We start from the raw sequence: 24,821 nt of genomic DNA, 5'->3' as shown, positions 1-24,821 counted from the left end.
ATGCTGGAGGATATTCGTGCCAATAGCTGGAGCCTGCGCCCGTGCTGCATGGTGCTGGCCTACCGTGTGGCTCACTTTTGCTCGGTGTGGCGCAAGAAAAGCGTCATCAACAACCTCTGGGCCGCGCCTGTACTGCTGGCCTACCGATTCATTACCGAATGCTTGTTTGGCTATGAAATTCAGGCTGGGGCAACCATTGGCCGCCGGTTCACGATTCATCACGGCTACGCGGTGGTTATCAATAAGTTTGTCGTCGCCGGGGATGATTTTACCATCCGCCACGGCGTCACCATTGGTAACCGGGGGAACAGTCTTGCCTGCCCGGTGATAGGCAACGGCGTTGAGCTGGGGGCCAACGTGATCATAGTGGGCGATATCACTCTCGGCAATAACGTGTCTGTAGGGGCGGGCAGTGTGGTGCTGGACAGCGTGCCGGACAACGCGCTGGTGGTAGGGGAAAAAGCTCGGGTGAAGGTGATCCAATGAACATCATGCAGTTTAATGTGCGCCTGGCTGAAGGCGGCGCAGCCGGCGTGGCGCTCGATCTGCACCAGCGAGCACGCCAGGCCGGGCTGTCTTCACGTTTTATCTACGGTTATGGCAAAGGCGGCAAGAAAAGCGCCAGCCATGACATTTATCCCGACGTTGAAAAGCACACGCCTCGCCTGGTGTCCGTCGCCAATATTGCGCTGTTTCGTTTCCTGAATCGCGATCCCTTCGGCAACCTGAACAAACTTTACCGCCGGGTCACCCGCAGCCCGCAGCCGATTGTGCTGCATTTTCATGTGGTGCACAGCTACTGGCTGAACCTGGACGAAATGGTGTCGTTTTGCCAGCGGGTGAAGGCCCACAAGTCGGATGTCACCTTCGTCTGGACGCTGCACGATCACTGGAGCATCACCGGGCGCTGCGCTTTTCTGGACGGCTGTGAAGGCTGGAAAACCGGCTGTGTTAAATGCCCGACGCTGAACAACTATCCGCCGGTCAAAGTGGATAAGGCGCACCAGCAGGTAGCGGGCAAGCGCCAGCTGTTTCGCGAGATGCTGGCGCTGGGCTGCAAGTTTATTTCCCCCAGCCAGCATGTCGCAGACGCTTTTAATCAGCTCTATGGCGCAGGGTGCTGCAGCATCATCAATAACGGTATCGACGTTGCCACCGAGGCAATTCTGGCGGAGCTGCCCGAAAGCAGCGTCGCAGCGGCGAAACCTCGCGTGGCTATTGTGGCCCACGACCTGCGCTATGACGGCAAAACCAACCAGAAACTGGTACAGGCGATAATGGCGCTGGGCGACAAAATCGAGCTGCATACCTTCGGCAAGTTCTCGCCGTTTGAAGGCGCTAACGTGCTGAACCACGGCTATATGACAGACAAACGAGCGCTGATGAGCGAGCTGAATACGATGGACAGCCTGGTGTTCAGTTCCCGGGTGGATAACTATCCGCTGATCCTGTGCGAGGCGCTGTCTATCGGCGTGCCGGTTGTGGCGACGAGCAGTGAGGCCGCCAATGAAGTTTTGCGCAAGGTTGGGGGAAAGACTTTCACGTCTGATGAGGTGCTGGCGTTGGTGCAGCTCAAAAAAGCGCAGCTAGCAGAGCAGGTTTTCGCGACTGATTTAGCGACGTTCCGCGCGGCTAGCCGTCAGGCCTACAGTGGCAAACAGATGCTGGAGGAGTATGTCTCGTTCTATCAGGGTCTGTAGCTATCTGCTGCTGCCGTTCATCTATCTGGTGGTGAACATTAAGCTTGCCTCCCTGGGAGAGAGCTTCCCGATAACCATCGTGACCTTCCTGCCGGCGATTTTGTTTCTGTATATCGAGCGCATCAACCTTAAAAAGCTGATGATTGCGCTGGGCGTGGGGGCGGGGCTGACGGCGTTTAACTACATCTTCGGCCAGTCGCTCGACCCGGCCAAGTACGTCACCTCGATGATGCTGTTTGTCTATATTGTGCTGATATTGGGGCTGACATGGAGTTGCCGATTCAAAACTATTTCTCAGCGCAATCACCGTAAGATATTGCGGTTTTTCTACGGCGTGGTGGGCATTATTGTGGCGCTGGCGGCGGCGGAAATGGCTCAGATTATTCTGACCGGCGGCAGCAGTCTGATTGAGAAAATTTCGAAATTTCTCATCTACAGTAACAGTTACGTGCTCAACTTTATTAGCTTTGGTGGACGCCGTACTACGGCGCTCTATTTTGAACCCGCTTTCTTCGCCCTGGCATTAATCTCAATTTGGCTCAGCATCAAACAGTTTGGTATCAAAACGCCGAAAACTGATGTTATGATTCTTTTAGGGATAATCCTGTCAGGATCTTTCTCCGGGGTAATGACGTTTATTCTGTTCTATCTGCTGGAGTGGGCGTTCCAATACCTGAATAAAAGCGCCATTAAAAAGAAGTTGCCATTGGCAATTATTTCTCTGGCTGTTTTTTTAATCGGTTTGGTATTTGCTTTCCCTTATATCGCTACCCGTGTTGGTGATTTGGGGACAGAAGGTTCGTCATCGTATTACCGTATTATTGGTCCGTTGGCGATGGTTGGATATTCCCTGGCAAACGTTGATGGTGTAGTACGTTTTGGTTCTCTTTATGAATATGTCGCATCATTCGGAATATTTAACGGTGCGGATGTAGGGAAAACTGTGGACAATGGACTGTATCTGCTGATTATTTATTTCTCATGGTTTGCAGTATTAATGACCGCTGGCTATATGTGGCGAGTCATGAAAATGATGCGTAATGCATTTGGTAATAATGAGAATTATCGTGTTCAGCTTTGGTTGTTTATGCCTGTATCTTTGTTCTTTACCGGTTCTATTTTTAGCCCGGAATATGCATTTTTAATTGTTTGCCCATTTATTTTGCGTAAAGCAATTAATCATTCGCTGCCAGGAGGTGCGCAATAATGTTGTTAAGTATTATTACAGTCGCATGGCGTAACTATGACGGGGTAGTCAAAACCTGGCAATCACTGGCACACCTGGCACAGGCCAAAGATATTGAGTTCGAATGGATTGTGGTGGATGGCAACTCTCCGGACGGCACGGCTGAGTTTCTTGCTGGCCTGCAGGACCAGTACAACCTGCGCTTTGTCAGCGAGAAAGACAACGGTATTTACGACGCGATGAACAAAGGGATTGCCATGGCGCAGGGGCGCTACGCACTCTTTCTGAACTCCGGCGATGCTTTCCACCCTGAGATTGCCGAGGTGATTTATCAGCTGGCAGCGTTAGGCGGGCGTGACGATGCGATGGTGATTGGCGACGCGCTGCTGGACTTTGGCGACGGCAATAAAATTCGCCGCAGCGCCAAGCGCGGCTGGTATATCTATCACAGCCTGCCGGCAAGCCATCAGGCGATCTTTTTCCCGCTCTCCGGCCTGCGTAAATATCCTTACGACCTGCAATATAAAGTCTCATCCGATTACGCGCTGGCGGCAAAAATGTACAAAAGCGGTTATGCCTTTAAGCGTATCAAAGGGCTGGTGTCTGAATTTTCAATGGGCGGTGTTTCTACCTCTAATAACGTCGAGTTGTGCCGCGATGCCAGGAATGTACAGAGAAAAATCTTACGCGTGCCGGGATTCATTGCAGAACTCTCTTTTCAACTGCGGTTAAAAACAACCGGCAAGGCCAAAGCGCTTTATAACAAAACCTAAAGCATACGGGAAATATTATGCAGGATTTAAGCGGCTTCAGTGTACCGAGGGGGTTTCGCGGCGCGAGCGGCATTAAAGTGCAATTGTGGTGGGCGGTACAGGCCACGTTATTTGCCTGGTCTCCGCAGGTTTTATATCCGTGGCGTGCCTTTTTATTACGCATGTTTGGGGCGAAAGTAGGCAAAAAGGTTGTTATTCGCCCCTCGGTAAAAATTACTTATCCGTGGAAGTTAACGCTCGGAGATTATGCCTGGGTTGGCGATGATGCTGTGCTTTATACCCTCGGCGAAATCAGCATCGGCGCAAATTCCGTGGTGTCGCAAAAGTGTTATTTGTGCACCGGCAGTCACGATTATATGAGTAAGCATTTTGATATTACCCAGTCGCCGATTGTTATCGGCGAAAAATGCTGGCTGGCGACGGATGTGTTTGTTTCCCCTGGCGTCACGATAGGCGATGGCTGCGTCGTGGGAGCCCGGAGTAGCGTTTATAAATCATTACCGGCGAATGCCGTTTGCCGGGGAAACCCGGCAATAAAAGTACGCAACCGCGCGTAATTCTTTTCACCCTCGCTTTGTTTGTTAACGGTTGTCTCTCCTCGCGGAGAGACAGGAAGTGAGGGGTAAGGGCCAATAAAAATGTTCACAGAGGATAAATTATCATGACTAAAGTAGCTCTCATTACGGGTGTCACCGGACAAGACGGCTCTTACCTGGCGGAATTCCTGCTGGAAAAAGGCTATGAAGTTCACGGTATCAAGCGCCGCGCCTCTTCTTTCAACACCGAGCGCGTGGACCACATTTATCAGGATCCGCACGCGGGCAACCCTAAATTCCATCTGCACTATGGCGACCTGACCGACACCTCCAACCTGACCCGTATTCTGTCCGAAGTGCAACCGGACGAAGTCTACAACCTGGGCGCGATGAGCCATGTAGCGGTGTCTTTTGAGTCGCCGGAATACACCGCGGACGTGGATGCGATGGGCACCCTGCGCCTGCTGGAAGCCATTCGCTTCCTGGGCCTCGAAAAGAAAACCCGCTTCTACCAGGCCTCCACTTCAGAGCTGTACGGCCTGGTGCAGGAGATCCCGCAAAAAGAAACTACGCCTTTCTACCCGCGTTCCCCGTATGCGGTTGCCAAGCTTTACGCCTACTGGATCACCGTCAACTACCGCGAATCCTACGGCATGTATGCCTGTAACGGCATCCTGTTCAACCACGAATCTCCACGCCGTGGCGAAACCTTCGTTACCCGCAAAATTACCCGCGCGATTGCCAACATCGCTCAGGGCCTGGAAAAGTGCCTGTACCTCGGCAACATGGATTCCCTGCGCGACTGGGGCCACGCCAAAGACTACGTGAAAATGCAGTGGATGATGCTGCAGCAGGAAAAACCGGAAGACTTCGTGATTGCCACCGGTGTGCAGTACTCCGTGCGTCAGTTCGTGGAAATGGCTGCGGCTCAGTTGGGCATCAAACTGCGCTTTGAAGGTCAGGGCGTGGAAGAGAAGGGCATTGTGGTTTCCGTCACGGGCCACGACGCACCGGGCGTGAAACCAGGCGACGTTATTGTCTCCGTTGATCCGCGTTACTTCCGCCCTGCGGAAGTCGAAACCCTGCTGGGCGACCCAACCAAAGCGCACGAAACGCTGGGCTGGAAGCCGGAAATCACCCTGCAGGAGATGGTCGGTGAAATGGTAGCCAAAGACCTGGAAGCGGCGAAGAAACACTCTCTGCTGAAGTCCCATGGTTACGAGGTCGCCATCGCGCTGGAGTCCTGAGCATGAATAAGAAACGTATCTTTGTTGCCGGTCACCGTGGGATGGTCGGCTCGGCCATCGTCCGCCAGCTTGGGCAGCGCGATGACGTTGAGCTGGTGCTGCGCGGGCGCGATGAGCTGAACCTGCTGGATGCCGGGGAAGTTAACGCCTTCTTCGCCAGTGAGAAAATCGACCAGGTTTACCTGGCAGCGGCTAAAGTGGGCGGCATCGTCGCCAATAACACGTTCCCGGCAGAGTTTATCTACGAGAACATGATGATCGAAAGCAACATTATTCATGCCGCGCACACGCACGGCGTGAACAAACTGTTGTTCCTCGGCTCATCCTGTATTTATCCGAAGCTGGCGAAACAGCCGATGGCCGAAAGCGAGCTGCTGCAGGGCACGCTTGAAGCCACGAACGAGCCGTATGCGATTGCCAAGATTGCCGGTATCAAGCTGTGCGAATCCTACAACCGCCAGTACGGACGGGATTACCGCTCGGTGATGCCGACCAATCTGTACGGGCCGAACGACAACTTCCACCCGAGCAACTCCCACGTCATTCCGGCCCTGCTGCGCCGCTTCCATGAAGCCACCCAGGAGAATGCCCCGGACGTGGTGGTGTGGGGCAGCGGCACGCCGATGCGCGAGTTCTTGCACGTGGACGACATGGCTGCGGCGAGCATTCACGTGATGGAGCTGGCTCAGGAAGTGTGGCAGGAGAATACCGACCCGATGCTGTCGCACATTAACGTCGGCACCGGCGTGGACTGCACCATTCGTGAGCTGGCGCAGACGCTGGCGAAAGTTACCGGCTACCGTGGGCGTGTGGTGTTCGACGCCACCAAACCGGACGGTACCCCGCGCAAACTGCTGGATGTTTCCCGTTTGCATCGCCTCGGCTGGTATCACGAGATTTCCCTGGAGGCGGGCCTCGCCAGCACTTACCAGTGGTTCCTCGAAAACCAGCAGCGGTTCCGGGGGTAAGCATGTTTCTGAGCGCTGAAGATTTTGCCACCGTAGTGAGCGCTACGCCGCTGATCTCCATCGACCTTATCGTCGAAAACCAGGCGGGCGAGTTCCTGCTGGGTTTGCGGACCAATCGCCCTGCGAAGGGCTTTTGGTTTGTGCCGGGGGGAAGAGTGCTGAAGAACGAAACGCTGGCGAATGCTTTTATTCGGCTCACCGAGGCTGAACTGGGCAAATCGTTCAGTCTGCTGGACGGGGAGTTTTACGGCGTCTGGCAGCATTTCTACGGCGATAACTTCTCCGGGAAGGATTTTTCGACCCATTACGTGGTGCTGGGTTTCCGCCTGCGGGTGGACGACAAACAGCTGAACCTGCCGGCTGAACAGCACAAGGCTTACTGCTGGCTGACGCCGGAAGCACTGCTCAAGCGCGAAGACGTGCACGACAACAGCCGCGCTTACTTCATCACCCAGGGCAAAGGGAAGGTACCGGGCTTATGAAAATTCTGGTCTACGGCATTAACTATTCCCCGGAACTGACCGGCATCGGTAAGTACACCGGTGAAATGGTGGAGTGGATGACCAGCCGGGGCCATGAAGTACGGGTGATCACCGCGCCACCTTATTATCCGGTCTGGCGCGTGCATCCGGACTACTCGGCGTGGAAATATAAAAAAGAGCAGGGGAAAGCGACCGTCTGGCGCTGCCCGCTGTACGTGCCGAAGCAGCCTTCGACTCTGAAGCGCCTGATCCATTTAGGCAGCTTCGCGCTGAGTTCATTTTTCCCGCTTCTGGCGCAGCGTAGCTGGAAGCCAGATCGAGTGATTGGCGTGGTGCCGACGCTGTTTTGTGTACCGGGAATGCGCCTGCTGGCAAAACTGAGCGGGGCGCGCACGCTGTTGCACATTCAGGACTACGAGGTGGACGCGATGCTCGGCCTCGGTATGGCCGGAAAGACACCGGGTAAAATTGCTCGCCTGGCCCAGCGTTTTGAAAAAAGCGGGCTGCACAACGTCGATAACGTCTCCACCATTTCGCGCTCGATGATGAATAAAGCGACGGAGAAAGGCGTCGACCCACAGCGGGTGATTTTCTTCCCTAACTGGTCGGAAGTGGCGCGTTTCCGTGACGTTGACCCTGCGCAAATCCAGGTTGTGCGCCAGGCACTCAAACTGCCAGAAGATAAAAAAATCATTCTCTACTCCGGCAACATCGGTGAAAAACAGGGGCTGGAAACGGTGATTGAAGTGGCGGGCCGGTTCTCAGAGAGCCCGTACCTGTTCGTGATTGTTGGCCAGGGCGGCGGTAAAGAAAGGCTCGAAAAATTGGTACACGTTCACGGGCTGAGTAACGTGGTGTTTCATCCGCTTCAGTCTTACGAAGCGCTGCCCGCGCTGCTAGGCCTGGCCGATTGCCACCTGGTGATCCAGCGCCGGGGAGCCGCAGACGCCGTTCTGCCGTCAAAACTCACCAACATCCTGGCCGTCGGTGGAAACGCGGTGATTACCGCCGAGCCTGAAACAGAGCTGGGCCAGCTTTGCGACGCCTATCCGGGTATTGCGGTTTGCGTGATGCCGGAGTCTGCCGATGCACTGGCGGCGGGCATAGAGCAGTGTCTGCAATTGCCTCAAAACAACACGACGGCACGTGAATATGCCGAACGCACGCTCGAAAAAGAGAACGTGTTAAGCCAATTTATTGCTGCTATTTCTTCATAAAAAGACGGGGATAAATGATGAGTCAGTCACAACTCTATCCGGTGATCATGGCGGGCGGGAACGGGAGCCGTCTTTGGCCGCTGTCCCGCGTGCTGTACCCCAAGCAGTTCCTCTGCCTGAAAGGGGATCTGACCATGCTGCAAACCACCATCAATCGCCTGAACGGGGTAGAGTGCGAAAGTCCGGTGGTGATTTGCAATGAGGAACACCGCTTCATCGTCGCCGAGCAGCTGCGCCAGCTAAACAAACTGACCGAAAATATCGTGCTGGAACCTGCCGGACGCAACACAGCTCCAGCCATTGCGCTTGCCGCCCTGGCCGCGCTGCGTAACCAGCCGCAGCAGGATCCGCTGATGCTGATCCTCGCCGCCGATCACGTTATTCAAAATGAAGAAGCTTTCCGCGAGGCGGTGCGTTGCGCGATGCCTTACGCCGAGGCAGGCAAGCTGGTGACCTTCGGTATCGTCCCTGACCTGCCGGAAACGGGCTATGGCTATATCCGTCGTGGTGCCGTGTCCGCGCCGGAAAGCGGGGCCGATGCCCTGGCGTTTAGCGTCGCACAGTTCGTTGAGAAACCCGATCTTTCCACCGCTCAGGCCTATGTCGCCTGCGGCGAGTACTACTGGAACAGCGGCATGTTCCTGTTCCGCGCGGGCCGCTATCTGGAAGAGCTGGCGAAGTTCCGCCCCGACATTCTGGCTGCCTGTGAAAAAGCCATGGCGGGCGTTGATCCGGATCTGGATTTTGTCCGCGTCGACGAGCAGGCGTTCCTGGCCTGCCCGGATGAGTCTATCGACTATGCGGTGATGGAAAAAACCGCCGATGCGGTGGTGGTACCGATGGATGCGGGCTGGAGCGATGTGGGCTCCTGGTCTTCGCTGTGGGAAATCAGCGCCAAAAGCCCGGAAGGGAACGTGCATCACGGCGATGTTATCAGTCACGAAACCGAAAACAGCTACATCTATGCCGAATCCGGCCTGGTGACTACCGTGGGCGTAAAAGACCTGGTGGTGGTGCAAACCAAAGATGCGGTGCTGATTGCCGATCGTGACCACGTGCAGAACGTGAAGAAAGTGGTAGAGCGCATTAAAGGTGATGGCCGCCACGAGCACCATAACCACCGGGAAGTTTACCGCCCGTGGGGGAAATATGACTCCATCGACGCCGGGGAGCGTTACCAGGTGAAGCGCATCACTGTTAAGCCGGGCGAGGGCCTGTCGCTGCAAATGCACCACCACCGCGCCGAGCACTGGATTGTGGTGGCGGGCACCGCCAAAGTCACGCTGGGGGATGAGATTAAGCTGTTGGGCGAAAACGAGTCTATCTACATTCCGCTCGGCATGACCCACTGCCTGGAAAACCCCGGCAAAATCCCCCTCGACCTGATTGAGGTTCGCTCCGGCACCTATCTGGAAGAAGACGACATCGTCCGCTTCCAGGACCGCTACGGACGTATTTAATCCCTGACTAAAAAACATGCTCCACGGGCCAAGAACCCGTGGGTTGGGTAACTGTTGCCCGAAGGAGCGAAATCATGCAGCAACTGACCTGTTTTAAAGCTTATGACATCCGCGGTCGCCTGGGCGACGAACTGAATGAAGACATCGCCTGGCGCATCGGCCGCGCCTACGGTGAGTACCTGAAGCCGAAAACCATCGTGCTGGGCGGCGACGTACGCCTGACCAGTGAATCGCTGAAACAGGCGCTGGCGCGGGGCCTGCAGGATGCGGGCGTGGACGTGCTGGATATCGGCCTGTCCGGCACCGAAGAGATTTACTTTGCCACCTGGCACCTGAACGTGGACGGCGGGATCGAAGTGACCGCCAGCCATAACCCGATGGACTACAACGGCATGAAGCTGGTGCGCCAGGGCGCCCGCCCCATCAGCGGCGACACCGGCCTGCGTGACGTGCAGCGGCTGGCGGAAGCCAACGACTTCCCGCCGGTGAATGAGGCGGCGCGCGGCAGCTATCAGAAAGTGTCGGTGGTGGACGCTTATCTCGACCATCTTTTCTCCTATATCAACGTCAGCCACATCAAACCGCTGAAGCTGGTGGTCAACTCCGGCAATGGCGCGGCAGGCCCGATCGTGGACGCCATCGAAGCCCGCTTTAAGGCGCTTAATGTCCCACTGACGTTTGTGAAGGTGCACAACACGCCGGACGGCAATTTCCCGAACGGGATCCCTAACCCGCTGTTGCCGGAGTGCCGCGCCGATACCCGCGACGCGGTGATTGCGCACGGGGCTGATATGGGCATTGCCTTTGACGGGGATTTTGACCGCTGCTTCCTGTTCGACGAGAAAGGGCGGTTTATCGAGGGCTACTACATCGTCGGCCTGCTGGCGGCGGCGTTCCTCGAAAAACAGCCTGGGGCGAAAATCATTCACGACCCGCGCCTGGCGTGGAACACGGTCGATATTGTCGAGCGTGCGGGTGGCCAGCCGGTGATGTCGAAAACCGGGCATGCGTTTATCAAGGAGCGTATGCGTGAAGAGGATGCGATTTACGGCGGGGAGATGAGCGCGCATCACTATTTCCGTGACTTTGCCTACTGCGACAGCGGGATGATCCCGTGGCTGCTGGTGACCGAGCTGCTGTGCCTGAAGGGTAAAACGCTGGGTGAACTGGTGGAGGATCGCATGGCGGCGTGGCCGGCAAGCGGCGAAATCAACAGCAAGCTGAAAACCCCGGCAGAGGCGATAGAGCGGGTACGCGCGCATTTTGGCCCACACGCGGAAGAGATTGACCACACGGATGGCATTAGCATGGCGTTTGGCGACTGGCGTTTCAACCTGCGCAGCTCTAACACCGAGCCGGTGGTGCGCCTGAACGTGGAGTCACGGGGGGATGAGGCGCTGATGCAGGCGCGAACGCAGGAGATTATGGCGTTGCTGAACCAATAATCTGCCGTATTCAGAGGTTTTGGCCCCTCACCCCAACCCTCTCCCCAAAGGGGAGAGGGGGAAGTCCGGACAGTCCCCTCTCCCTTTGAGGGAGAGGGCCAGGGTGAGGGGGAAAACACCGATGCGACAACTTTCTAAGGTAAAACGATGACAAATCTAAAAAAGCGAGAGCTGCCAAAAACCAACGCATCGTTGATCTCTATGGTGCAACGTTTTTCTGACATCAGCATCATGTTTGCCGGGCTATGGATGGTTTGCAAAGCTAACGCTTTGCCCTTTCTCTATATGCATTTGCTGATGGCTTTATTGACCCTCGTTGTGTTTCAGATGATCGGCGGGATGACGGACTTTTATCGTTCATGGCGTGGGGTGAAAATCTCCAGCGAGCTGTTCCTGCTGCTGCAAAACTGGACTCTGAGCGTGGTTTTCAGCGCCGGGCTGCTGGCGTTTAACAGCGATTTTGATGGCTCTTTCTGGGTGTACCTGGCCTGGTATGCGTTGACCGGTGTGGGGATGGTTCTCTGCCGGTCGTGGATCCGTTTTGCGGCAGGCTGGCTGCGTAACAAAGGTTTTAATACGCGTCGCGTGGCGATTGCTGGCTCTCTGCCGGTCGGACAGGTGCTGGCACAAAGTTTCAAGAATGAACCGTGGCTCGGCTTTAACGTGCTTGGCGTGTATGACGATGAGCCGCCCGCAGGCGCCCTGGTTAGCTACGTTGGCAACTTCAATACGCTGGTGACCGACGCCCGCAACGGTCAGATAGATAAAGTCTATATCGCGATGGAAATGAGCCACGAGTCGCGCATTAAAAAGCTGGTGAGTGAGCTGGCGGATACCACCTGTTCGGTACTGCTGATCCCCGATGTCTTTACCTTCAATATCCTGAATGCCCGAACCGAAGAGGTCAACGGCGTGCCGGTTGTGCCGCTGTTTGAAACGCCTTTGAGCGGCTTTAACAGCGTACTCAAACGGCTGGAAGATATCGTGCTTTCCTCTTTTATTCTGCTGCTGATTTCCCCGGTTCTGCTTTGCATCAGCCTGGCAGTGAAGCTGACTTCGCCCGGACCGGTTATTTTCCGCCAGACGCGCTACGGCATGGACGGCAAGCCAATCAAAGTGTGGAAATTCCGTTCCATGAAGGTGATGGAAAACGACGCCGTGGTTGTGCAGGCCACGAAAGGGGATTCACGTATTACCCCGGTGGGCAGCTTCCTGCGCCGCACCTCACTCGACGAACTGCCGCAGTTTATCAACGTGCTGCTTGGCGGCATGTCTATCGTCGGTCCTCGTCCCCATGCCGTGGCCCATAACGAGCAATATCGCGCGTTAATAGAAGGCTACATGCTGCGCCACAAGGTCAAACCGGGCATTACCGGCTGGGCGCAAATTAACGGCTGGCGCGGGGAAACGGACACCCTCGACAAGATGGAAAAACGTGTGGAATTCGACCTGGAATACATTCGCGAATGGAGCCTGTGGTTCGATATCAAGATTGTTTTCCTGACCGTTTTCAAAGGCTTTGTTAACAAAGCGGCATACTGACCGGAACCCAACATGAGCCTGAGAGAAAAAACCATCAGCGGCGCAAAGTGGTCCGCGATTGCAACGGTGATCATTATTGGTTTGGGGCTGGCGCAGATGACGATTCTGGCCAGAACCATCGATAACCATCAGTTTGGTCTGCTGACGGTGTCGCTGGTGATCATCGCCCTGGCCGATACGCTGTCCGATTTTGGTATTGCCAATTCCATTATTCAGCGCAAAGAGATAAGCCAGTTGGAGCTGACCACGCTCTACTGGCTAAACGTCGGGCTGGGCGTGGTGGTGTGCATCGCGGTGTTTTTACTGAGTGGCGTGATAGCCGGCGTGCTGCATAACCCGGACCTGTCGCCGCTGATTAAAACGCTGGCCTTTGCGTTTATTGTTATCCCGCACGGGCAGCAGTTTCGCGCCCTGATGCAAAAGGAACTGGAGTTTTCAAAGATCGGCTCAATTGAGACGGTGTCCGTGCTGGTGGGGTTTAGCGTTACCGTCGCGGCAGCAATGTATTATCCGTTTGCTATCACGGCAATCATTGGTTACCTGGCGAATACCGTCGTTCGTACCTCGCTGTTTGGCTTCTTTGGGCGCAAGATTTACCGCCCTGGTTTCCATTTCTCGCTGAAATCAGTCAGTGCAAACCTGAAATTTGGTGCCTGGCTGACTGCCGACAGCGTGATCAACTACGTCAACACTAACCTTTCCACGCTGGTGTTGGCGCGTATTCTCGGCGCCAGCGTCGCCGGGGGCTATAACCTGGCCTATAACGTGGCCGTTGTCCCGCCGATGAAGCTCAACCCGATCATCACCCGCGTGCTTTTCCCGGCGTTTGCCAAGATTCAGGACGACACCGCGAAGCTGCGGGTGAACTTTTACAAGCTGCTGTCGATTGTCGGCATCATTAACTTCCCGGCGCTGCTGGGGCTGATGGTGGTCTCCAATAACTTCGTTCCGCTGGTGTTTGGGGAAAAATGGCAGTTCATCACACCAATTCTGCAGCTACTGTGCGTTGTTGGCCTGCTGCGTTCCATTGGGAATCCGATCGGGTCACTGCTGATGGCGAAAGCGCGCGTGGACATCAGCTTTAAGTTCAACGTGTTTAAAACCTGCCTGTTTATTCCGGCGATTATTGTCGGCGGCCAGATCGGCGGCGCGCTCGGCGTCACGCTAGGTTTCCTGTTTGTTCAGGTGGTTAACACCGTTCTCAGCTATTTCATCATGATCAAGCCGGTACTGGGCTCCAGCTACCGGGAATACATCCTTAGCATCTGGCTGCCTTTTTATCTGTCGCTTCCCACGCTGATTGTCAGCGCCGGACTTGGCGTGGCGCTCAACGGGCATCTCCCGCTGGCGGCCTTGCTTGGCGTACAGGTAGCGGCCGGGGCTGCGGCTTTTATGGTGATGATTATTTTGTCCCGCAATGCGCTGATTGTTGAACTGAAGCAGCAGTTTTGCCGAAGCGAACGTTTGAAAGCGTTGCTCCGCGCTGGCTAAGAACAATGAAGCGGTAAAAAACATTCTTTTTCCCGTTTCGTCATAAATATAGAGGTCAATATGAAGTTACTTATTCTTGGCAACCATACTTGCGGCAACCGTGGTGATAGCGCGATTTTGCGCGGATTGATTGATGCCATCACCACGCTTGATGACAGCATTCATGTGGATGTGATGAGTCGCTATCCGGTCAGTTCTGCCTGGCTGCTGGGTCGCCCGGTGCTGGGCGACGGGCTCTACAAGCAAATGAAGCGGTATAACAACGCTGCCGGGCTGGTCGGGCGGGTGAAAAAAGTCCTGCGCCGTAAATATCAGCATCATGTGCTGGTGGCGAAAGCAACCAACACCGGGCGGCTGCGCAATATCGCTATCCCGCAGGGGTTTATTGATTTTGTGAAATCCCTGCAGGAATACGACGCGATTATTCAGGTGGGCGGCTCTTTCTTTGTCGATCTGTATGGCGTTACCCAGTTTGAGCATGCGCTGTGCAGCTTTATGGCGCGTAAGCCGGTTTATATGGTCGGGCATAGCGTGGGCCCGTTCCAGGAGCCGCAGTTTAACCAACTGGCGAACTATGTCTTCGGTCACGCCAGGTCCCTTATTCTGCGTGAAACCGTGAGCCTGGAATTGATGAAACAAAGTCAAATCGACACCAGCAAGGTCGAACAAGGGGTCGATACGGCGTGGCTGGTGGCGCAGCATAAAGAGGATTTTGTGCCGGGTTACGCGGTCAAACACTGGCTCGGCGTGGTAGAGGGCAAGAAAACCGTGGCCATTACGCTGCGTGAACTGGCGCCGTTTGATAAGCGGCTGGGCACCACCCAGGAAGCTTACGAGAAGGCCTTTGCCGAAGTGGTGAACCGCACCATTGAACAGGGCTATCAGGTGTTGGCGCTCTCCACCTGTACCGGCATTGACAGCTATAACAAAGATGACCGCATGGTGGCGCTTAATATCCGCCAGTACATCAACCAGCCCGACGACTACCACGTCGTGATGGATGAGCTTAACGATCTTGAAATGGGCAAAATTTTTGCTGCCTGTGAGCTGACGGTGGGCACGCGTCTCCACTCCGCCATTATTTCGATGAACTTCGGTACGCCGGCTATCGCCATCAACTATGAACACAAATCTGCGGGCATCATGCAGCAGTTGGGGATGCCTGAAATGGCTATCGATATTCGCCAGTTGCTGGACGGCTCTTTGCAGGGCGTAGTGGCGGATGTTCTGGGGCAATTGCCAGCGATTAACCAGCGTCTTACGGCGGCAGTGAGCGCTGAGCGTGCAAACGGCATGAAAATGGTGGAGTCGGTGCTTGAGCGAGTTAAGGGGGAGAAATGAAGGTTGGTTTCTTCCTGCTGAAGTTTCCGCTGGCGTCGGAAACCTTTGTGCTGAATCAGATCACCGCTTTTATCGACATGGGCCACGAGGTTGAGATTGTTGCCCTGCAAAAAGGCGATCTCACCAATACCCATGCGGCGTTTAAAAGCTACGGGCTTTCGGAAAAAACCGTCTGGTTGCTCGAAGAACCAGAAGGTAAAGTCGCGAAGCTGAAAACGCGGGCACTCAATACCTTACGGGGTATTTTACGCCGCAGTACGTGGCGAGCCTTGAATTCGGGTCGTTATGGTGATGAAGCCCGCAATCTGATCCTGTCCTCGATTTGCGGACGGCAGAAACGGCCGCTTGAGGCCGACGTTTTTATCGCACACTTTGGCCCGGCGGGCGTGACTGCCGCCAAGCTGAAAGAACTTGGCGTGCTCAACGGCAAAATTGCCACCGTGTTCCACGGCATTGATATCTCGCACCGGGATGCGCTGGCTCACTATACGCCGGAATACAGGCAGCTGTTTGAGCGTGGGGACTTAATGTTGCCCATCAGTAATCTCTGGGCCAGCCGCCTGAAGAGCATGGGCTGCCCGGAGAGTAAAATCTCGGTATCCCGGATGGGCGTGGATATGGATAAGTTTTCTTTAAGGCCCATGAAAACGCCGGGTTCGCCGCTGGAGATAATCTCGGTGGCGCGCCTGACGGAAAAGAAAGGGTTACATTTTGCCATTGAAGCCTGCCGCCTGTTAAAGGCGCGCGGCGTGGCATTTCGCTACAACATTTTGGGTATTGGCTCCTGGGAGCGTCGTCTGAAGACGCTGATTGAGCAGCTGCAGCTGGAAGACGTCGTCTTTATGCCGGGTTTTAAGCCGAGTCATGAAGTGAAAGCGATGCTGGACCAGGCCGACCTGTTCTTGCTTCCGTCGGTCACGGGGGAGGATGGGGACATGGAGGGCATTCCTGTGGCGCTGATGGAGGCGATGGCGGTTGGTATTCCCGTTGTGTCCACTGTGCATAGCGGTATTCCTGAACTTATCGACGCGGATGAGTCGGGCTGGCTGGTACCGGAAAAGGACTCGTTTGCCCTTGCCGACACGCTACAGGCTGCCGCTTCCGTGTCAGAAAGCGACCTGCAGTTGATGCTGACTCGGGCCAGAGAGAAAGTCGCCGGCCAGTTCAATCAGCAGGTTATCTACCAGCAGCTTGCCCGTCAGCTTCAGACGCTATAACTCACTGAATCTTATGCTGAGGACTTATGTTGAAAAGCAAGCCACTGAAACATGTTCCCTTTTTACTGTCTCGCCGTAAGCTGCTGACCGCGGGCTCTGCGATGGCAGCGGTATCCCTTATTCCGGGCACGGTAAAGGCCGCTGGCCGGAGCGCCCAGGTCAACGTCAAAGATTTCTATCAAACCGACTGGATAGCCGCGTTTAACCAGGCATTTGCCGCAGCGGATGTCGTTGAAGTCCCGGCAGACGTTGTCTGCGACAGCATTAATACCGCCATTTTTATGCCGCAGGGGAAAACGCTGCATGTGGCCGGTGGGCTGAAAGGCAACGGCAAAGGGCGATTTGTACTGCAGGATAGCTGCCAGATAGTCGGGGAGGGAAAAGGGCGGTTTAACAATATCACGCTGGATGTGAGGGGATCCGACTGCACGATCAGGGGCATAGATATGAGCGGGTTTGTCAATGTGGCGCAGATTTACATTGGCGGGAAAGATAACCGGACTATGCGCAATCTGACCATCGACAACATCACGGTACATGATGCCAACTACGCCATCCTGCGGCAGGGGTTTCACAACCGCATGGAGAATGTGCGTATCACCAATGGTCACTTCAGCCATCTGCAGGGAGATGCTATCGAGTGGAACGTGGCGATCAACGACCACGACCTGCTGATTTCTGACCACGTTATCGACAACATTAACTGTACGAATGGAAAGATTAACTGGGGAATAGGTATCGGGCTGGCGGGCAGCACATATGACAATAATTATCCCGAAGATCAGGCGGTAAAAAACTTTGTGGTGGCGAATATCACCGGCAGTAACTGTCGACAATTAGTTCATGTTGAGAATGGGAAGCATTTCGTTATTCGTAACGTAAAAGCGCGTAATATTAATCCGACCTTTAGCCGCACCGCAGGGATTGATAACGCGACCGTGGCAATATATGGCTGCGATAACTTTGTGATTGATGATGTGGATATGGTGAACAGCGCCGGGATGTTGATTGGTTATGGCGTGATTAAGGGCAATTACCTGTCGATTCCGCAAAACTTTAAGCTAAGCGATATTAAACTCGATAATAGCGAACTGAGTAGCCCTTTACGTGGCATTCAGATCTCATCCGGCAATGCAACCTCTTTTGTGGCACTGAACAATGTCACGCTCAAGCGCGCCTCGCTTGAGTTTCATAACAAACCTCAGCATCTTTTTATGCGTAATATCAATGTGATGCAGCTTTCCACGGCGGGGCCCGCCCTGAAGCTAAACTTCGACCTCCGTAAGGATGTGCGGGGTAAGTTTATGGCCAAAAACGACACGTTGCTGTCGCTGGCGAATATTCATGCGGTGAATGAAAGAGGGCAAAGCTCGGTAGATATTGACCGCATCGATCAGCTTCACGTCAACGGTGAACATCTTAATTTTACGCTCGCAAGGGTAAGCAAATAATAATGCAACCCCTTTTACGACAATTCTGAGTCAACAGAGGCTGAAATAGCAGCGTTTACATATTTCGTTGACACTTCTATGGCGTTAGCATGAATCATTCGTTTAATAAATTCATGCTGGCATCAGAGCACGAAAAGACTATAATCTTCCAACCATTTAGAGGTGGGACTAAGAATGACTAATTTAAAAGCAGTTATCCCGGTCGCTGGTTTAGGCATGCATATGCTGCCTGCAACGAAGGCGATTCCTAAAGAGATGCTGCCTATCGTTGATAAGCCGATGATCCAGTACATCGTCGACGAAATTGTTGCCGCTGGCATCAAAGAAATCGTGCTGGTAACCCACTCTTCCAAGAATGCTGTTGAAAACCATTTCGACACATCATACGAGCTGGAAGCCCTGCTTGAGCAGCGCGTCAAGCGTCAGCTGCTGGCTGAAGTCCAGTCTATTTGCCCGCCAGGCGTCACCATCATGAACGTTCGTCAGGCCCAACCGCTTGGGCTGGGGCACTCTATCCTTTGCGCACAGCCTATCATTGGCAACAGTCCATTTGTTGTGGTGCTGCCGGATGTGGTGCTTGATGGCGCTACTGCCGATCCGCTGCGCTATAACCTGGCGGCCATGGTCGCTCGGTTCAATGAAACCGGTCGTACTCAGGTGCTGGCTAAACATATGCCAAATGAAGATCTGGCGGCGTATTCAGTGATCACCACTCAGGAGCCTTTGCAGAATGAAGGGCAGGTGAGCCGGGTAGTTGAATTTGTTGAAAAACCCGATCAGCCGCAAACGCTGGACTCCGATCTTGCCGCAGTAGGGCGCTATGTTCTTTCAGCTGATATCTGGCCATTATTGGAAAAAACAGAACCGGGCGCATGGGGACGTATTCAGCTAACCGATGCTATCGCGGTGCTGAACGAAACTCAGCCGGTGGAAGTGATGCAGATGACCGGCGAGAGCTACGACTGTGGTAAAAAAATGGGCTATATGCAGGCGTTCGTCCAGTACGGGCTGCGCAACCACAAGGAAGGCCAAAAGTTTCGCGAAAGTATTCAGAAGCTGCTAGCTAAAGCATAAGTTCTGTTTTAAGTCGCTGTCATGGAGGAGAGCGCATCTAACGGTGGCATCGCGTTCAGTCTATGGTAGACGTTGAATGGTGAGCCGCCGTTTTTGCTTTGTTAATGATTATGTTTTTCAAGGTGTTATCATCTTTTTGGTGGCTTGTACAGACCGAAGATCTTCCTTGAGAATTGCAGTATGAAATATAAAATTGTGGCGATTTCTTAGATGCCGTACCGGAAGGTACGCCTATTGCCTATGTTTACAGTGTGCTGGTAGCTGTTGAGCCAGGGGCGGTAGCGTGGCTAAAATTCAGCCATAGCAAGTATCTGCCATTAAGATATATCTCAAATATATTCAAATCAGGGAGCCGTTCCCCTGAATGAAATGACAAGATTATAGAGAGACTGCACAGTGAAAATCCTTGTTACCGGCGGTGCCGGGTTTATTGGCTCAGCCGTTGTTCGCCATATTATTGATAATAGTCAGGACAGCGTCGTCAATGTTGATAAGTTGACCTATGCCGGTAATCTCGAGTCATTGGCCGATGTTGCCGCAAATGAGCGTTACCATTTCGTCCAGGCGGATATCTGCGATGCCGCAGCAATCAAGCAGATCCTTGAAGAGCACCAACCAGATGCCATCATGCATTTGGCCGCAGAGAGCCATGTCGATCGCTCTATTACTGGACCGGCAGCATTTATTGAGACCAATATTGTTGGTACCTACGTTTTACTTGAAGCCGCGCGTCACTATTGGTCTGGATTAACAGCGGAGAAGAAGAATAGCTTTCGTTTCCATCACATCTCTACTGATGAAGTGTATGGCGACCTGCCGCATCCTGATGAAGTTGAGCAGGGCGAAGGATTACCCCTGTTTACGGAAACGACGGCGTATGCGCCAAGCAGCCCATATTCTGCTTCTAAAGCTTCCAGCGACCACCTGGTTCGCGCCTGGCTGCGCACTTATGGTTTACCGACTGTTGTTACCAATTGTTCAAATAATTACGGGCCATACCATTTCCCTGAGAAATTGATCCCACTTGTTATCCTGAATGCGTTGGAAGGGAAGCCCCTGCCGATTTACGGCAAAGGTGACCAGATCCGTGACTGGCTCTATGTTGAAGACCATGCCCGCGCGCTTTACACCGTTGTGACTCAAGGTAACGTCGGTGAGACGTACAATATCGGCGGTCACAACGAGAAGAAAAACCTCGAAGTTGTGCATACCATTTGTGATTTGTTGGATGAAATTGTGCCTAAAGAAGGGACTTATCGCGATCAAATCACCTACGTGACCGATCGGCCTGGGCACGATCGTCGCTATGCTATCGACGCCGACAAAATTTCCCGCGAGTTGGGATGGAAACCTCAGGAAACGTTTGAGTCGGGGATCCGTAAAACGATCAACTGGTATCTGGCAAACCAAAACTGGTGCCAGCGTGTGCAGGATGGCAGCTATCAACGTGAGCGTTTAGGACTAGAATAATGAAAGGTATCATTCTGGCCGGAGGATCCGGCACTCGTTTGTATCCAATAACGATGGGCGTCTCTAAGCAGTTACTCCCAATTTATGACAAGCCAATGATTTATTATCCGCTGTCAGTACTTATGCTGGCGGGAATTCGTGACATTCTGATTATCACGACCCCGGAAGATCAGGACAGCTTTATTCGGTTATTGGGTGATGGCAGTGCGTTGGGAATTAACCTGACGTATGAAATCCAGCCTACCCCGGATGGCTTAGCGCAGGCGTTTATTATTGGCGAGAAATTTATCGGCAATGATTCAGTTTGCCTTGTGCTCGGTGATAATATTTTCTTTGGGCAAGGTTTCAGTCCTAAATTAAAAGCAGTGGCGCAACGTGAAACAGGCGCAACTGTCTTTGGTTACCAGGTAATGGATCCTGAGCGTTTTGGCGTGGTCGAATTTGATGAAAATAACAAAGCCATTTCTATAGAAGAAAAACCCGCTGAGCCTAAATCTCACTGGGCTGTTACCGGACTGTACTTCTACGATAACTCGGTCATTGACATTGCAAAAAATGTAAAACCCTCTGAACGTGGTGAGTTAGAAATAACCTCAATTAACGATGAATACCTAAAGCGTGGGCAATTGAATGTTGAGCAGCTTGGGCGTGGATTCGCATGGTTAGATACCGGCACGCACGACAGCTTGATTGAAGCTGGCAGCTTTGTTGAAACCGTACAGAAAAGGCAGGGGATGATGGTTGCCTGCCCGGAAGAGATTGCATGGCGTAATGGTTGGTTAAGTGATGCGGAAATTAAAAGCCGTGGAGCGCTGCTGAAGAAAAATCATTATGGTCAGTATTTATTAAAGCTAATTAAGTAATAAAAATGAAAATAGAATTTATTCCGCTTCAGATGCATGGTGATGAGCGTGGTTCTTTAATTGCTCTTGAAGAATCAGCGAATATACCATTTGAAATTAAGCGTGTATATTACATGTTTGATACGTGCAAAAATGTAACACGTGGCTATCATGCCCATAAGGCTTTAAAACAAGTAGCAATTGTCATTCGCGGTTCCTGTTGTTTTGTTCTTGATGATGGCAAAGATAGAGTAGAGGTTATTCTAGACAACCCGGCTCAAGGGCTGCTTATTAATTCAGTTGTCTGGCGTGAGATGAAAGATTTTACCCCTGATTGTATATTAATGGTTTTAGCCAGTGAACATTACGATGAAAATGACTATATTCGTAATTATAATGATTTCTTAAGGTATGTTCATAATGAATGTGAATAAATTGGAATCACGAACAATATATATGCGCTTGGCAACTGTTAATGATGCTGCTTTCATTCACCAATTAAGAACCAATGAACATTTTAACAAGCATCTCTCTACCACAACGGGAAAAATTGAAGACCAAAGAAAATGGTTGTCTGATTATAAATTAAGAGAAGTGAATGGTAGTGAGTATTATTTTATAATAATTCGGAGTGATACTGACCAACCTATTGGCACAGTAAGGTTGTACGATTTTCGTGAAAAGGATAAATCTTTTTGCTGGGGGAGTTGGATACTTGATGAAAACAAAACACGTTCCTCTGCTTTAGAGAGTGCTTTGCTGGTATATTTATTAGCTTTTGAACGCTTGGGATTTATGCAGTCTCACTTTGATGTTCGACGTGGTAATGAAAAAGTTATAGAGTTTCATAAAAAATTAGGTGCAACTGAAGTGTCTAGCAATGACGTAGACCTATTTTTTGTCTACGAAAAAAACACCTTCAGTGCTATAAAAGACAGCTATAAAAAATATCTGGTGCAAAATGGTTAATTTTCTCGATTTAAAAAAACTGAATGAAACATATAGTGATGAACTTAAACTTGCATGTTCGAGAGTGATTGATTCTGGATGGTACATACAAGGCAACGAACTTGAATCATTCGAGATTGATTTTGCTGAATACTGTGGTTCTAAATACTCAATAGGCGTTGCTAATGGATTAGATGCGCTTATCCTTGTCCTCCGAGCATGGAAGGAAATGGGGAGGCTTAAAACCAATGATAAGGTAATGGTGCCAGCTAATACTTATATCGCATCCATTATGGCTATAACACAGAATGAACTCGTTCCTGTACTAGTCGAACCCAACGATCAAACTTTCAACATGGATTATGAGGGATTGAAAAATGCATGGGAAGAGGGGGTAAAAGCCATTCTCCCGGTGCATCTATATGGTCAGATTGCGCCAATGAAAGAGATCATGCGTTTCGCTCGGGACAAAAATATCTTAGTCCTTGAGGATTCGGCGCAGGCGCACGGTGCTGAGATCGATGGGAAGAAAGCAGGTAGCTGGGGAGATGCTTCTGGGTTTAGCTTTTATCCAGGTAAGAATTTAGGTGCGCTCGGGGATGCTGGGATGATAACAACTGATGATCCTGAATTAGCTGATGTCCTAAAAGCGTTGCGTAATTATGGATCTCATAAAAAATACGAAAATAATTATATTGGCTACAATAGTCGACTGGACGAAATTCAAGCTGCAATGTTGCAGGTAAAATTAAAATATCTGAACAAAGAAATTGAACTAAGACGACATATAGCAAGTGTATATCTTGACAACATAAGAACGACACAAGTTATTCTTCCAAAAATTCAGGATATGAAACAACATGTATGGCATTTGTTTGTTGTAAGAGCGAAAAATAGAGATTTATTGCAAAAACATTTATCTGAAAAAGGTATTCAGACTTTAATTCATTACCCAATACCACCACATAAGCAAAAAGCTTATACATCATTGAGCCACTATACTCTACCAGTAACTGAAGCGATCCATAGTGAAGTACTTTCTTTGCCAATGGACCCTAACATGAGCGACGTAGAAATAAATCAGGTTGTTTCGGCAGTAAATGAGTTTGGTTCATGAGAAAGCTGTTTACCGTTACAGTTTTCACTGCAGTATTGACATTTTTTAAAATGTTAGCGGGTTTTTTTATTGCAAAAATAGTTGCTGTTTATACCGGCCCATCAGGTATGGCGATGCTTGGTCAATTACAAAGTTTTGTTACCGCATTGAATGGGATTGCAACTGCTCCTGTGGGAAACGGCGTTGTAAGATATACGGCAGAAAACAACTCGAATGGTTATGGTGCTTGTGCAAGATGGTGGCAAGCATCAGTCCAATGGGCATTTGGACTCACATTCATTACAATTATTTTTGCTTTTTTATTTAATAAAAAACTTTCGACATTTTTATTCAATACAACAGAATATTCGTGGCTGATCACTTTATGTTGTTTTGTGCTTCCCCTTTCGGTTGTTAATACGGCTTTTATTTCAGTTATAAATGGATGTCAGAAATATAGAAAATATGTCGCTGTAGGCTTTTTCTCTATAATTGTATCGACAACCATTATGGCTATAATGATTTATCATATGAAGCTAAATGGTGCGTTAATTGCCGCTGCACTTAATACTTCTATTGCTGGGGTTATTGTTTTTTTTGTGTCAGTTCGTGAGCCATGGTTTAAAGTTCGGTTATGGATTGGTCGCTCAGATACAGCAAGTAGAAAGGGAATTGGGGGTTATGTTTTGATGGCTGCTACATCAGCGCTTGCTACACCAATTGCGTTAGTATGTGTCAGGAATTTATTAATTAGATATACAGGTTGGGATGCTGCTGGGCAATGGCAAGCCGTTTGGAAAATTTCTGAGGTATACTTAGCAGTTATCACAATGGCATTGACGACATATTATCTTCCCCAACTTGCAAGGTTAAAAACACATAAAGAAATAAAAGACGAAATTAACGGGGCGCTCAGGATTATTGTGCCTATAGTTATTTTCCTATCTTTGTCTATATACGTTCTACGAGATTTTATAATTACTGTTTTGTTTACTTCTGATTTTGAAAAAGCCAGGGATATCTTTGCTATTCAGTTGATTGGTGATGTTATAAAAATAATTTCTTGGTTATATGCATTCCCGATGATAGCAAAAGGTGCAATTAAGATTTTCACGCTAACGGAAATATTTTTTTCTTTTACACTTGTCTTGCTAAGTTGGCTTTTTATTTCAAGGTTAGGAATGCAAGGCGCAAACTTAGGATACTTGGTAAATTATTGCTTTTATTTTATATTTGTATATTTAAATTTAAATAAGCTCGTAAAACGAGCTATCTAAGTTTGGATTGTTTCAATGTTAATATACAGATTTATTTAAAATATGAATTTTTACATTC

At 51.3% G+C, this 24,821-nt stretch carries 23 protein-coding genes; all 23 read left to right on the top strand.

All coding sequences use genetic code 11. The annotated features are described in order from the left end of the window. The 23 genes from wcaB (at position 1) to B9Y90_RS05805 (ending at position 24,763) form a co-directional block, all read left to right on the top strand. Positions 1-486, top strand: a complete 486-nt coding sequence (wcaB, locus tag B9Y90_RS05915; RefSeq protein ID WP_039295199.1) for a colanic acid biosynthesis acetyltransferase WcaB — start codon at positions 1-3, stop codon at positions 484-486. Next, positions 483-1,700, top strand: a complete 1,218-nt coding sequence (gene wcaC, locus B9Y90_RS05910) for a colanic acid biosynthesis glycosyltransferase WcaC (RefSeq protein ID WP_085540552.1) — start codon at positions 483-485, stop codon at positions 1,698-1,700. The genes wcaB and wcaC overlap by 4 nt, the downstream gene beginning before the upstream one ends. Continuing rightward, positions 1,675-2,907 (top strand): colanic acid polymerase WcaD, encoded by a 1,233-nt coding sequence (gene wcaD / locus B9Y90_RS05905; protein WP_039295193.1) that lies wholly within the window; start codon positions 1,675-1,677, stop codon positions 2,905-2,907. Before wcaC ends, wcaD begins: the two co-directional genes overlap by 26 nt. Continuing rightward, positions 2,907-3,659 carry a colanic acid biosynthesis glycosyltransferase WcaE gene (gene wcaE, locus B9Y90_RS05900; protein ID WP_085540551.1) on the top strand — a complete coding sequence of 251 codons (753 nt, stop codon included), beginning with the start codon at positions 2,907-2,909 and terminating at the stop codon, positions 3,657-3,659. Before wcaD ends, wcaE begins: the two co-directional genes overlap by 1 nt. A 17-nt stretch (positions 3,660-3,676) precedes the next feature. Further along, positions 3,677-4,216 (top strand): colanic acid biosynthesis acetyltransferase WcaF, encoded by a 540-nt coding sequence (wcaF, locus tag B9Y90_RS05895; RefSeq protein ID WP_085540550.1) that lies wholly within the window; start codon positions 3,677-3,679, stop codon positions 4,214-4,216. Between the two features lie 104 nt (positions 4,217-4,320). Further along, the gene (gene gmd, locus B9Y90_RS05890; protein WP_008455078.1) at positions 4,321-5,442 is read left to right on the top strand and encodes a GDP-mannose 4,6-dehydratase; all 1,122 of its coding nucleotides are present in this window, start codon (positions 4,321-4,323) and stop codon (positions 5,440-5,442) included. Positions 5,443-5,444: 2 nt separating this feature from the next. Next, positions 5,445-6,410: a GDP-L-fucose synthase gene (gene fcl / locus B9Y90_RS05885; RefSeq protein ID WP_039295185.1), complete on the top strand. Its 966-nt coding sequence runs from the start codon at positions 5,445-5,447 to the stop codon at positions 6,408-6,410. Positions 6,411-6,412: 2 nt separating this feature from the next. After that, positions 6,413-6,892: a GDP-mannose mannosyl hydrolase gene (locus B9Y90_RS05880; RefSeq protein WP_085540549.1), complete on the top strand. Its 480-nt coding sequence runs from the start codon at positions 6,413-6,415 to the stop codon at positions 6,890-6,892. After that, positions 6,889-8,109: a colanic acid biosynthesis fucosyltransferase WcaI gene (gene wcaI, locus B9Y90_RS05875; RefSeq protein ID WP_085540548.1), complete on the top strand. Its 1,221-nt coding sequence runs from the start codon at positions 6,889-6,891 to the stop codon at positions 8,107-8,109. The genes B9Y90_RS05880 and wcaI overlap by 4 nt, the downstream gene beginning before the upstream one ends. 17 nt (positions 8,110-8,126) lie before the next feature. Further along, the gene (cpsB, locus tag B9Y90_RS05870; RefSeq protein ID WP_085540547.1) at positions 8,127-9,569 is read left to right on the top strand and encodes a mannose-1-phosphate guanyltransferase; all 1,443 of its coding nucleotides are present in this window, start codon (positions 8,127-8,129) and stop codon (positions 9,567-9,569) included. 74 nt (positions 9,570-9,643) lie between these two features. After that, complete coding sequence (gene cpsG, locus B9Y90_RS05865) at positions 9,644-11,014, top strand: phosphomannomutase CpsG (protein WP_085540546.1); 1,371 nt, start codon at positions 9,644-9,646, stop codon at positions 11,012-11,014. A 147-nt stretch (positions 11,015-11,161) separates the two neighbouring features. Then, the gene (gene wcaJ, locus B9Y90_RS05860; RefSeq protein WP_085540545.1) at positions 11,162-12,556 is read left to right on the top strand and encodes an undecaprenyl-phosphate glucose phosphotransferase; all 1,395 of its coding nucleotides are present in this window, start codon (positions 11,162-11,164) and stop codon (positions 12,554-12,556) included. A 12-nt stretch (positions 12,557-12,568) separates the two neighbouring features. Beyond that, positions 12,569-14,047: an MOP flippase family protein gene (locus tag B9Y90_RS05855; RefSeq protein ID WP_085540544.1), complete on the top strand. Its 1,479-nt coding sequence runs from the start codon at positions 12,569-12,571 to the stop codon at positions 14,045-14,047. A gap of 60 nt (positions 14,048-14,107) precedes the next feature. Continuing rightward, positions 14,108-15,388 carry a colanic acid biosynthesis pyruvyl transferase WcaK gene (wcaK, locus tag B9Y90_RS05850; RefSeq protein ID WP_085540543.1) on the top strand — a complete coding sequence of 427 codons (1,281 nt, stop codon included), beginning with the start codon at positions 14,108-14,110 and terminating at the stop codon, positions 15,386-15,388. After that, complete coding sequence (gene wcaL, locus B9Y90_RS05845; protein ID WP_085540542.1) at positions 15,385-16,605, top strand: colanic acid biosynthesis glycosyltransferase WcaL; 1,221 nt, start codon at positions 15,385-15,387, stop codon at positions 16,603-16,605. Before wcaK ends, wcaL begins: the two co-directional genes overlap by 4 nt. Positions 16,606-16,631: 26 nt before the next feature. After that, entirely contained in the window at positions 16,632-18,056 is a 1,425-nt protein-coding gene (wcaM, locus tag B9Y90_RS05840) for a colanic acid biosynthesis protein WcaM (RefSeq protein ID WP_085540541.1), read from the top strand. A 174-nt stretch (positions 18,057-18,230) separates the two neighbouring features. Further along, positions 18,231-19,130: a UTP--glucose-1-phosphate uridylyltransferase GalF gene (gene galF, locus B9Y90_RS05835; RefSeq protein ID WP_039295152.1), complete on the top strand. Its 900-nt coding sequence runs from the start codon at positions 18,231-18,233 to the stop codon at positions 19,128-19,130. A gap of 396 nt (positions 19,131-19,526) precedes the next feature. Continuing rightward, positions 19,527-20,600, top strand: coding sequence for a dTDP-glucose 4,6-dehydratase (gene rfbB, locus B9Y90_RS05830; RefSeq protein WP_085540540.1), 1,074 nt, complete (start codon positions 19,527-19,529; stop codon positions 20,598-20,600). Further along, positions 20,600-21,463: a glucose-1-phosphate thymidylyltransferase RfbA gene (rfbA, locus tag B9Y90_RS05825; protein WP_085540539.1), complete on the top strand. Its 864-nt coding sequence runs from the start codon at positions 20,600-20,602 to the stop codon at positions 21,461-21,463. The genes rfbB and rfbA overlap by 1 nt, the downstream gene beginning before the upstream one ends. Positions 21,464-21,468: 5 nt before the next feature. Next, complete coding sequence (locus B9Y90_RS05820; RefSeq protein ID WP_085540538.1) at positions 21,469-21,876, top strand: sugar 3,4-ketoisomerase; 408 nt, start codon at positions 21,469-21,471, stop codon at positions 21,874-21,876. After that, positions 21,863-22,411 carry a GNAT family N-acetyltransferase gene (locus B9Y90_RS05815; protein ID WP_085540537.1) on the top strand — a complete coding sequence of 183 codons (549 nt, stop codon included), beginning with the start codon at positions 21,863-21,865 and terminating at the stop codon, positions 22,409-22,411. The genes B9Y90_RS05820 and B9Y90_RS05815 overlap by 14 nt, the downstream gene beginning before the upstream one ends. After that, complete coding sequence (locus tag B9Y90_RS05810; RefSeq protein ID WP_085540536.1) at positions 22,404-23,507, top strand: DegT/DnrJ/EryC1/StrS family aminotransferase; 1,104 nt, start codon at positions 22,404-22,406, stop codon at positions 23,505-23,507. The genes B9Y90_RS05815 and B9Y90_RS05810 overlap by 8 nt, the downstream gene beginning before the upstream one ends. Further along, positions 23,504-24,763 (top strand): O-antigen translocase, encoded by a 1,260-nt coding sequence (locus B9Y90_RS05805; RefSeq protein WP_085540535.1) that lies wholly within the window; start codon positions 23,504-23,506, stop codon positions 24,761-24,763. Before B9Y90_RS05810 ends, B9Y90_RS05805 begins: the two co-directional genes overlap by 4 nt. Positions 24,764-24,821 lie beyond the last annotated feature (58 nt).

Source organism: Cedecea sp. NFIX57 (assembly GCF_900177785.1).
Lineage (GTDB): Bacteria > Pseudomonadota > Gammaproteobacteria > Enterobacterales > Enterobacteriaceae > Cedecea > Cedecea neteri_C.
Note: the sequence above shows the minus strand (reverse complement) of the source record. Positions and strands in the feature narration are given on the sequence as shown.